Origin of the sequence: Dankookia rubra, from assembly GCF_004355005.1 — a bacterium.
GTDB classification, from domain to species: domain Bacteria; phylum Pseudomonadota; class Alphaproteobacteria; order Acetobacterales; family Acetobacteraceae; genus Paracraurococcus; species Paracraurococcus ruber_A.
The window spans coordinates 1-10449 of the sequence record NZ_SMSJ01000137.1; the positions used below are offsets into that span (position 1 = coordinate 1).

The window sequence follows — 10449 nt, forward strand, 5'->3', positions numbered from 1 at the left end:
TTCGGCCCTCAGCATCCTGGCCAACGAGCAGCACCGCTTCCTTTGCTCGCTCAGGGCAAAGGACGGCGGCGCCGAATGGCGAGCGATCTATGCGGACGCGGCCGCGGCGCCTGACCTCCTAGCGGAGCTTCGCGCGCGCCGGCTGCAAGCCCTGCAGGAGGAGCAACGGCGCCTGGCCGAAGCCTTGCGGCAGAGCGAGGCAGAGGCTCGCCGCGAACCACCGGGCCCGAACGCGGCCGGCTATACCCCGGCGCCCACGCCAGGATCGACGTCCAGCTACCGCCCTCGGTAACAGAGGCAGAGGCAGGATGCCGGGCATGACCCGCATCCTCGCCGACCTTTACACCGCCCTAGCCCTCACCGCCTGCACCACCCTGCCCAGCCAGGCATCCACAAGCGCCGCTCGCGACGCCGAGCTATACGAGGCCGCTGTCAGCCGCGCGGAAGCGGACTCGGACGCCCGCTGTGCAGCCGCAGGGTTCCGCGACCGGACGACGTGCATACGCGCCAGGCAGGACGCCCTGCGCCTCACCCAGCAGCCTCTACTGCCCTGAGGACTTCCCCCGCCCAGCAAACCAGCGGGCCAGAGCTACCAGCCGACCAGTAACGGGCAGAGCCAGAACCGCCTGCATCTCGGCTTCAGCCGCTTCCGCCCTTCCACGACTGCTGGCCGCCTCAGCCCCAGCCGCCTCAGCACGGGTCCGCTCCGCCTCCGCCAGTGCTTCCGCCAAGCTGGCCCGTTCTGACGTCGCAGCCAGCTCCGCCTCAGCGGCGGCGGCACGCTGCGTTGCCGCCAGGGCAGCCGCCTCTGCCACCACAGCACGCGCAGAGGCCGCCGCTGCTGCTGCCTTGGCCTCAGCCAACTCGATGCGAAGCTCGGCCACAGCCGAAGGCAGCACCTCATTCCTGCCCTCAGCCAGCGCCGCTAGCAGTTCGCGCGCGTCACGGGCGCGATCAGCCGGCACCCAGCCCGAGACAGGATGCAAACCGGCCCCGTGCCGGCGTTCCCTCAGCCTCTTTTGCCGGTCTCGAGCCGCCTTGTGCTCAGGGTTATCGCCCTTTGCCACCGTCACCCCTCACGCAACACCTCCGCAGTAATGACGATACGCTTCCGCATACGAGATGCGGAAGCGTCCAAACGCGTTCGGTCGGCCTGGGTCATCCGGGCTTGCCTAGATTCTAGCCGTGAGTTGGGAAACCGGCCGCCCTAGATCAGCCGTCAGGTGCAGGAGGTCGCTTCCGCAAAACGGGGGCCATTACCCGCTGCGTCACGGTTTCCTCGACGTCCTCCCAGCACACGCCGTGACCGGTCAGACGCTCAATCTCAGCCAAGACCCACCCCCGTAGCCGGCGAGAGGCCGCACGCGTCCAGACGCGGCCAGGGAGACTGCCTAGGACAGTCCCCTCTTGCTCGACTAGCTCTAGGTCTGTGTCCTCGGTCAGATCATCGGCCGTGATGCCGAGCCGCTTCTTCAGAGCCGCGCCCAGGGTCAGGATGGCCAGCCCCTTCAATGCTTCGACCGCTTCCGCATAACGGTCAGCCGCCCAGGCCGCGTCAGGCCCACCGGCAGAGGCGACCGCGAGCAGCTCCGGCAGGGATAGCCGGGACGGGGTGCGTCCCCCTTTGTGCCACTGACCGGCAGCCTCAGCGGCAATGCCCCAACCGCCCGTCTGTTTGGCCTCGTAGGCCGCAACCTGGTCAGCATCTTCAGGCCTAACAATCCTGACGTCCTGGCCGGTCGGTAGGGCCCTCCAACCTCGCGCATGGAGCAGGTGAAGCCAGCGGCCGGTCAGTTCCCGGCCAGCCTCCAACGTGGCCTCCTCAGAGCCTTCGTGGATCACCAGCAGGTGGCTGTGCAGGTGCCAGCCAGTTACCCGCCCTGCCGTGGTCTCCCAGGTGCCGGTCCAGCCCACGAGCCCCTCACGGGTTAGACGGCGCAGCAGTCCACCGTTCGGCATCCGACTCCGAGCCGACGACAGAGCCGATCGCATCTCGGACAGTCGGGTTTGAGGACCATGCGATGCGGTCAGAGTGACCAGCGCGACATTGAAACCCTTCTCTCGAGCCGCCTTGAACAAGACCGAGATGCGGTGGGTAAGCTGGCGACCGCGGAGGGGGCCGCAGCGGGGGCACCGGAAGCTGCCGCACCACACCACGCCATCCACGCCAATGGCTCGCTCACCCTTGGCGCCATGCTCCTCGCGGAACGTCACCTCGGGGTCGCCACCATCGTCCATCGCCGCAGCAGCACCACGGCGCTTCGCGGCCGTCCCACAGCCAGTGATCGAGTTGCGGATGCCCCGATCCAGCAAGATGCGGCGCAGGCCGTCAGACAGCGCCCAGGACCGCGCCCGGCCCCGCAACTCTCCCGGCAGCGGAGCCTGGAAGGGGGGGGTAGAAGGATTTCCTCCAGTATCAAGCGCTGCGGCAGCACCGGGGCTTTTCTGGCCCAGCGAGGCCTCGGCCACGGCACCGGCCCGGCGCGCATCGCGCGCGGCCTGGCGCCGCAGCCGGCGATTGATCGCAGGATCGAATACGGAGCGGAAATCCCCCTCGAAACGGGGGAATGCCGTCTTCGGCGCAGCAGCCTGGTCCTCCCACGCCACAGAGGCGTCGAGGTCAGCCTCGGGCTGCCAGCAGGATGGAGGAGGGAACGGCGGGACGCCGTGAGCCCCGATCCCTGGAAGAAGGGGGCTACCTTGGTCGACCACGGCACAATCCGGTCTTGCCGGCCGTGCCATGGTCGCGATCCCTCTTCAAAAAGAGGGCGTCTGCGCATACACTCATCTTGTCATCGGGTCGCCACCGACCCGGTCCTTTGCTGGGGTCTCTGGTCCCGCGTGCGCCGGCAAGCTCAGCGCGGGGTCATCGGCCCGGTGACACACAAACGGCTCGCACCCTCGGGTGGCGGGCCGTTTCTGTTTCTAAACCTAGCCCCCGTTCAGCACGCCGCAAGAGATTTCTGAACGCGGCCGAGAAAAAGGCTGCCTAAGCGGCTGATTCCATGGAAACAATATGCCATGGCTTTTGCCGTAGCATGTTCCGAATCGACTTATCTACAGGCCGAATTCAAATCTCAGCCCGAGAGAGACGGCAGATCGTCGTCCGGATTTCGATACAACCGTACCCAGGTCCTATGACGACCAGGACTTCGTCCAGGCTCTCACATTCCTGGGAAGACAGATCCTCCCGCGCAGTAGGCGTATAACCCTGCATCACCGTCAAAGTAGGCTACTTCGTGCGAAATCAGGTGAGAACTGAGGGGGGCCTTCGAGCAGTTCCGGAGTTCCTCGGACGCGATATGCCCTACGGTCTATGTAGCCCATCAATTTATCTGCCAAACACACCCTAATAAACAGAAGCGCATTGCACCACTACATTTACATGAAAAATAATAAAAAGGAGATTTAATTATGAAAATGCAGAATTTTATATTGGCATCAGCTACAGTTTTTCTGGCATCTACGGGTATTAAAGCTGCTCCTAATGTATCTGTGGGGCAGCCTATAGTCATGACAGAAGGTGGAGAACTTGAGTCCACCGTCGTTCGTGCTGGGACAAATGCTAGTTGTCCAAATGGACGAGTATTGATTGCAAACGACGTACGCTTCGCAGATCTAAACACTGGAGTAGATAACCCATCGAACATAAATCCTTCGCCTGTTTACGGCCGCGGACTCAGCCAAGCAGACGTCACAATTGTGCAGGCCAGATTTGATCGAGTGCCCGATCCAGCTACGCAGCAAGTTAGCGGTAATGACGCTGGACTGATAAGTTTATCGGATGGCACTGTAATTTTTTTCGGGCCTGCTATTTCAAAAACTGCGATTGTGCCGAAGCCTGACTGGGCTGATCAAACATTTCGTGGTGCATTTGGTCCCAGCGCAAGAACATGGGTACCCGTTTGGCGATCTGAAGATTGCGGTCAGACCTTCCAGTTCATTTCACAGATTGACCCAGCAGACACGCGCTTCCAAAACGGGATATGCGCCTATCCTCAATTTCGACTAGATGCAAAAAACGCACGCATTACATCAGCGCCTTGGGATATGGGAGGCACTGATGGAGCCCGTGCAACTGTCGGGACGGTCAATCACGCCGATGAAATTTATTTCGTACATCAATGCGTAGGTTACAACCCCAAACAGGGCGTGACGCCGTTTACCCCTGACGAAAATTCGCCAGTAAACAAAACTATGGTGTTCCGGTCCACCGACCGCGGAGATACATGGCACCTGCACACCCAAATGGATGCACGCGTTTGGCGCGGACATCTTGCTGCGTTGCCTACAGGCAATACTCTGGCAGTTAATCTGGACAACCGAATCATCCTAGGTCCAGCCAACCAAGTAACCGGCTCCAATGCTGCGCTCAAACTCAATCAAGTTGTGACTTTTCCTGCGACCCCCGGATATCGTGGCGGTTTTGAACTAGATGCTAGTCAACGAGCAAATTGTAAAACTGCAATATGTGGAATATTCAAAAATTATTACGCTAACATTTGGGTTCACACTGTTTTAGCACCATATGGTTCAAACCAAATAATACTAGCGTATCCTTCAGTGATATCCTCAGGGGGCACGCAAAAAAATGGTTATGTTGTTTATAACTACAGCCCTAATAGCGAACAAAAAATTGAGCTTGAATCAATATTGCCAACAGAAGGCGGTATAGATGATAGCTTTATTGGCTGGTTAACAGTTGTACCATCAGCTGGAGGGGGTGTGCTCCTCTATTGGTACGACATGAATGCAAAAGCGATGAAAGCACAGATTCGGGGACGTTTTATCAGCGACAAGGGCAGCGTTTCGAGCGACTTTGTTCTTTCTTCGCATTCTTCGGTGGGGAACGCTGCACCCGACCCGTCGTGGGCCCTAACAGATGGCTGGGTGTGGTATGGCGACTATCACGCTGCTGGAGGTTTTGCAGCTTCTGTTCCACCCCCAAGTATTCTCTTTCCGACGATGACTAACCGGTATCACTTCTACCCAGCATGGGTGGAAAATGATGGGCGGAGTAGAATCGTGGAGGTCATCATCGACGATGTGTTTCCATCGAACTTCCTTGGCTCAATTCGCGTTCCAGCCAAACGGCTCCCAAATGGAAGACCAGTACCTTCGGTTCGTGCGAAGATCCAAAATATTTCAAGTCTACCGCTTACGGCCCGTGTAAGTCTTGAAGCTAAAATCTACGACCGCCTACCTCAGAGAAGTGAGATGCGACGACGCCGTGAGGAGAGACGGAACAATCTCAACAGATAAATTCCGAGACGAGTCGCTAACGCATCCCACTGCTTATTGAGCGCCCGCCGAATAGGAGCCAACAGCACGTCCCGGGCGACCAAACTGCCGCGACAGAATGGAAGGGGGAACGCGATGGGACCATCTGTAAAGGATGAAAGACCCTCGCCGGGAGGCATCCCCCGAGAGAGCGCTTGAAGGAAGCGCTCTCTCGGGGGTGCTGAGAGGGTGGTCCGGCTCCGTCCGCGTCAACTGCTGTCCTCGGCCGTCCTCGCCATGCTCGGCTGCGCCTGCGCGTGGCTCCGGGCGTCCTGCGGGATCAGTTGACGCGGCCTCCACCGTCCTGCCCACGCCGAACATCCGACAGGCTGAGAAACAGAGCCGGCCTCGATGGGCCGGCAACCTGACCTGCCCGAGGCGCAGAGGTTCAACTTAGCTGATGCGGCACAACAGATTTTCTTGGAGTGAACCCGCTGTTCCAATGCTCTCCAACTACAACTTCATAAATTGGAGTTGATTCAGCAGAAGAAAATAGCCAAATTTTGCAAAACAATAAAAATCTATTTTGGAACTTAACCGGCTCTATGGATACCTCATGGAGGTTTAAGCTGGGATATTTTGGAATTTCAGTTTCGCAACCAATAAACATTGACCAGGCTTTATCATCAAAATCAAATCTATCGTTTAATATAGTTTCTTTTAATAATGGAGAGAAACTGCCCATACCATATTCTGCAATTGCATAACTGTGAGCAATTTTTGATAGTGTTCGAACCACTGGCTCAAATCCAATCCAAGGAGGACCATTCACTGCGGGATAGTTTTTCAAAGGCTTTGAATTCCAAAGTCGAGCTAACATTTTTACATTCTCAGGAGGCGGATTGCCTGTAAAAATTCTAGGTCGCTCAAAATGCTCAAACTGAGAAATGAATGGATGCTGGGATGGCAGTAAATTTCCTGCAAACTTGCTAGGGGCGCCATCCTTTGGTTCACTAACAAAAAGAGGTATTGTAGTTTTTCTATTTTTCTTTCTACGTGTTCCATAAACCCCTAAATATGTCTTTAGGCCATCATGTGCGCCATTTATATAACGGAACTCAAACCTAGATGTTTTCTCGGCACAGCTTTTGCTGCCTTTGCAACTGCTGGCTGGTAAAATCATATTTCCTTGTAATCCATCAGCTATTATGTGTTCGTCAGATAATTCAACCTCTGGCGGCCTTCTGCCACAATATATGCAAACTCCAACAGGCTTGTATCTTAATTCGGCAGGCATGGTGTTCTCTCAGACTGTTAGAAAAGACGATCCATCCATTAGGACCGGCTTACACGTTTAGTTAAATGGCGATCGGTCTCCTCACCAGAGCCATTCCTGGCGCCAGCCAACCATCCATACAGGTTGCGCAAATAGCACCCTGAAATCACTAGGGGTTACCGTCTGAGGCCGCATATCGAACCCAACGCTGCACCCGACACCCCAGGATCGCACCATGGATGCCCCCTGCCCTGACTTCCGGCTCATAGAGCGCGACGACGTGCTGCTGCTGATCGAGGAGCTGAGGGCGAACCACCCAGCCCGCCAATGGCCGACGATCCGCGAGACCCAGAGCGCGGCACGGAATCGCTGGCGGGTTGGGATCGGGTCTGACCGGGCTCGGATCCTGCTCCATGAAGCACAGGCAGGCGATCAGCCACCCGACGCTGAGGTTAGTGAGACGCCTGCGATTTTCGGCAAGCGCGTCCATGCCCAGGCTGCCCGTGCTGCCCGAATCCGACGGCGCCAGGCTCGCCTAATGGCTGACGGATCGACTCCCGAGAGAACCGACGAGGTGCGCCAGCTCCTTACCGAATGCCACACCAAGACGTTGCAAGGCGCGAAGAACACGGACGAGGTTGTGGAACCTCTGGTTGCGTGGTTCGAGGCATCGGAGCGACGCAGACTCGCCGTGCTACAGGACCGGCCAGAGCCAGCGCCGCAAGTTGCATCCGACGTCTATACGATCCGCGACGACCCCCGGCAGACCCATATCGAGACGGCAATCGCCCTCAGCACACAAAACGAACCCGATACTGCACCCGACATTTTGCCGCCCCCTGCACCCGACGCTGTACCCAACGCCAACCAGCAACTACTTGGCCTGCTGACCTCCTGAACCCGACGAACCTGACGAATTTCAGGAACGCACCAATCGCCAGAGCGGTATGCTGAGAGTACCGCGAGAGCACTGCAGCCAAACCCTCCGCACCCGACACTAACCAATCGAGTATAGCAATTTCCCTTGCTGATTTCGTTCGCCTGCCGTTAATTTAGACTTTAGCCAGGCATGCATGGTAAACCATGCACCTGGCCAGGGGGGCTTCGCCCCCCGTGGACCCCCCGCCGCCAACTGGCGGCAAGTGAAGCAAGGAAGTGGTGCCGCCATGTCCGAGGACACCGCCACCGCCGCAGCCGCCGAGACCGCTCCGGGCAATGCCCCGGCGCGTTCGTCGCGGCGTCGGCGCCAAGCGGCCGCCTCTTCGGACAAGCGCCAGCAGCCTCGCACCGTGTCAGCCCGGCTGACCGATGCGGCCTATGCCGACCTTGTGGCGCGAGCCGACGCGGCCGGCCTTGGGCCTTCCACCTACGTCGCGCAACTGATCGAGGCAGACCTCGGCACCGCCGGCACCAACCGTCGCTGGGTGCCGCGACAGGCGCCGAGCGAGACACGGGACCGGGCGGTTGCCGTGGTCCGCGAGCTTGGCCGGCTGACCGGCGCTCTCCTCCATTGGTTGAGTGAGGCCCGGACCCTCGGGGTGGACGAGGACGCCATCAACCAGGTCGGCAGACTGACTCCAGTTGCTCGGGAGGCCCTGGCTGACGCCAGGGCAGCGGTCCGTGATCTCCGGGGCCAATAGCGGCCGGGGCGGTCCCGCCCTCGGCAAGCACCTGGCTAAAGCTGCAAAGAACGAGTCGATCCGAGTGCTGCCGGCGCGGCACCTCGGCAGCGAGAGCATCCGCGACCAGATCGAGGAGCTGACCGACCGCGCCGCCCACGCCAGCAGCGCCCGCACCATCTACCATGTCCACATCGACCCGCCGTTCGGCTGGGACGACCGCGACGAGGTGTACGAGGACTTCCTCGAGCGGTTCGAGCGCGAGTTCGGCCTAGAGGACCACGCCCGCGCAGGCGTCGAGCACGTCAAAACCGGCGAGGCCGGGCAGCGCCACCATCGTCACTATGCCTGGGACCTGGCGCGCGACGACGGCTCAGTTATTCGCCTCTCCCACGACTACGCCCGCCGCGAGCGGTGCGCCGTAGAGACGGCGCATCGGTTCGGGATGCCATGCCCACCCCTTGCCCACGCGAAGTCGGTTCACGCCGCCCTGCGGAAGATGGGCGCCACCGATGTTGCGGCTTTCGTCCAGGCCAGCGGCGAGCTCGAGCGCGACCGCCGGGCGGCCAGCACCACGCCCCGCGAAAGGCTGATCGAGGAGCGGACCGGCGTGCCCTTGGCCGAGGTCCGCGCCGCCGCTTACCAAGCGTGGCAGTCCAGCGATAACGGCGCAGCCCTCAAGGCAGCCCTGGCAGAGCGGGGACTGATCCTCGCCCAGGGGACCAAGGCCGCCGTTGTCATCGACCGGGCCGGCACCACTCACCGACTGACCGGTGTGGTCTCGGGCGGCGCCAAGCTGGCCGGCGCCACGGTTAAGGCCGCCGAGGTTCACAGCCGCCTCGCAGGCCTCGACCTGCCGATCTACACCGAGGCTAAGGCACGCATCCGAGACGCGGTGCCAGCACAGCCTGCCACGAAGGCGCCCGACGTCACGCTACTGACGCCCCGGCAGGAGCGTGCAGCAGCACGGGCAGCAGCACGCACAGCTGCACGGGAGAGCGGCAGGCAGGGACGCGACACCAGCCGGGCCAAGACGCAGGAAGCCCGCGAGGCTGCCGAACTGGACGCCATGGTCTTCCCGACCCCGGACGAGATTGCCGAGGCGGCCAGGCGGCTTGAGCAGGAGCGCACCCCAGCAGCGGAGCCGGTGGCGCCGCAGCCACCACCACCGCCCCAGCCAGCACCTCAGCCACGGCCGGCCATCGAGGCGATCGGCGCCCAGGGCAATCCGATGGTGGTGGAGCCACCCCCTCTCGGCAGCGATTTTTCGGCCCCGGTTAGCGAGGCGATCCGGTTGCTGCACCCGCACGCGGTAGGCCACCAGCCGCAGCCAGCGGCGGCACCAGCCCGACCTGCGCCCGCACAGCCGCAGCCAGCCCAGCCCCAACAGCCGCGCCCCCAGGCCGCTCGCACGGGAGACAAGGGTGACAGCAAGGGCAGCGCAGGCCAGAGCGGCAAAGGCGCAGCAGGAGCAGTGGCACCGCCTCGGCCGAGGCGGCCAGTTGCTCAGCCGAAGCCCGTGCAGCCGGCGCCGGAGCCGCAGACTGCTGGCTTGTGGGCGCGCCTCACTGATTGGGCGCGGGGCAAGCAGCGGTCAGCGAAGCCGCCGGCGAGCGCGCCGCGTCCGCAGCCGCAGCCCGCACCGACGGCTACGCCAAACAACAACCTGGATCCCCTTGCCCTGTGGGACAGCAGAGCGGCGCGGACCATGGAGTTCGGGCACGGCAGGGCGCCGATGCCGACATGGGAAGCCGCGCCACGCACCAAGGAGCCGCCTTCTCACGTCCCAGAGGCGTCAATCCTGCTGATGCGCCGCCCCGGCCCGCCAGCCGAGGAGGACTATGCTCGGCGGCGGTGGACGCAGAAGCTGCGGAATGCCGGCCACGCCAACCCCGCAGCAGCGGCGGCCGAGCTGGTAGCACTGCGGCGCGGCACCGCCGCGCGGGCCTACAATGCCGCCACACCAACCAATTTCGCGGACCCTGCGACCCGGGCAGAGCAGCTGCGCCAACTGCGCGAGCGAGCCGCCAAGGTACGAGAGGAGCTGCGGGCAGCCGACGCCATGCCGACCACAGTGAAGGCGGTCGACCAGCTCTGGCTTGAGCACTGCCGGCGACACCATGCCGACGTGATCGCCAAGACCGAGCGCGATATCGACTCAGCACGGCAATACCGCGCTGACGCCGAGCGCAGCGGTGACGACAAGGGCGTCAGACGGTGGGATTCGGCCCTCAGCATCCTGGCCAACGAGCAGCACCGCTTCCTTTGCTCGCTCAGGGCAAAGGACGGCGGCGCCGAATGGCGAGCGATCTATGCGGACGCGGCCGCGGCGCC

Annotated in this window: 7 protein-coding genes and 1 pseudogene; 6 read left to right on the top strand and 2 right to left on the bottom strand. The window is 61.5% G+C overall.

The window, feature by feature from the left end; all coding sequences use genetic code 11:
• Together E2C06_RS38980 and E2C06_RS33475 are read left to right on the top strand one after the other, a co-directional pair.
• A partial coding sequence (locus E2C06_RS38980; RefSeq protein ID WP_206664816.1) for a hypothetical protein occupies positions 1–292 on the top strand: 292 nt, incomplete at its 5' end.
• A 25-nt stretch (positions 293–317) separates the two neighbouring features.
• The gene (locus tag E2C06_RS33475) at positions 318–554 is read left to right on the top strand and encodes a hypothetical protein (RefSeq protein WP_133292898.1); all 237 of its coding nucleotides are present in this window, start codon (positions 318–320) and stop codon (positions 552–554) included.
• 658 nt (positions 555–1212) lie between these two features.
• Here E2C06_RS33475 and E2C06_RS33480 read toward each other — a convergent pair.
• The gene (locus E2C06_RS33480; RefSeq protein WP_133292899.1) at positions 1213–2607 is read right to left on the bottom strand and encodes a hypothetical protein; all 1395 of its coding nucleotides are present in this window, start codon (positions 2605–2607) and stop codon (positions 1213–1215) included.
• 807 nt (positions 2608–3414) lie between these two features.
• Between E2C06_RS33480 and E2C06_RS33485 the strand changes: the two genes are divergently transcribed.
• Positions 3415–5262, top strand: coding sequence for a hypothetical protein (locus E2C06_RS33485; RefSeq protein ID WP_133292900.1), 1848 nt, complete (start codon positions 3415–3417; stop codon positions 5260–5262).
• A gap of 406 nt (positions 5263–5668) precedes the next feature.
• Here the strand turns inward: E2C06_RS33485 and E2C06_RS33490 are convergent, their stop codons facing one another.
• Positions 5669–6517, bottom strand: coding sequence for a hypothetical protein (locus tag E2C06_RS33490; RefSeq protein WP_133292901.1), 849 nt, complete (start codon positions 6515–6517; stop codon positions 5669–5671).
• Positions 6518–6731: 214 nt separating this feature from the next.
• Here E2C06_RS33490 and E2C06_RS33495 point away from each other — a divergent pair, with 214 nt between their 5' ends.
• From E2C06_RS33495 to E2C06_RS33505, 3 genes and pseudogenes are all read left to right on the top strand, one after another.
• The gene (locus E2C06_RS33495) at positions 6732–7394 is read left to right on the top strand and encodes a hypothetical protein (protein ID WP_133292902.1); all 663 of its coding nucleotides are present in this window, start codon (positions 6732–6734) and stop codon (positions 7392–7394) included.
• Positions 7395–7662: 268 nt separating this feature from the next.
• Positions 7663–8136 carry a hypothetical protein gene (locus tag E2C06_RS33500; protein WP_133292903.1) on the top strand — a complete coding sequence of 158 codons (474 nt, stop codon included), beginning with the start codon at positions 7663–7665 and terminating at the stop codon, positions 8134–8136.
• A pseudogene (locus E2C06_RS33505) lies at positions 8117–10449 on the top strand (hypothetical protein); the annotation flags it as partial. The gene E2C06_RS33500 and the pseudogene E2C06_RS33505, both read left to right, overlap by 20 nt.

Excerpts from the sequence above, each read along its gene's own strand:
- E2C06_RS33475 (WP_133292898.1), top strand. The coding sequence starts at position 318 with ATGACCCGCATCCTCGCCGACCTTTACACCGCCCTAGCCCTCACCGCC.
- E2C06_RS33485 (WP_133292900.1), top strand. The coding sequence starts at position 3,415 with ATGAAAATGCAGAATTTTATATTGGCATCAGCTACAGTTTTTCTGGCA.
- E2C06_RS33490 (WP_133292901.1), bottom strand. The coding sequence starts at position 6,517 with ATGCCTGCCGAATTAAGATACAAGCCTGTTGGAGTTTGCATATATTGT.
- E2C06_RS33495 (WP_133292902.1), top strand. The coding sequence starts at position 6,732 with ATGGATGCCCCCTGCCCTGACTTCCGGCTCATAGAGCGCGACGACGTG.
- E2C06_RS33500 (WP_133292903.1), top strand. The coding sequence starts at position 7,663 with ATGTCCGAGGACACCGCCACCGCCGCAGCCGCCGAGACCGCTCCGGGC.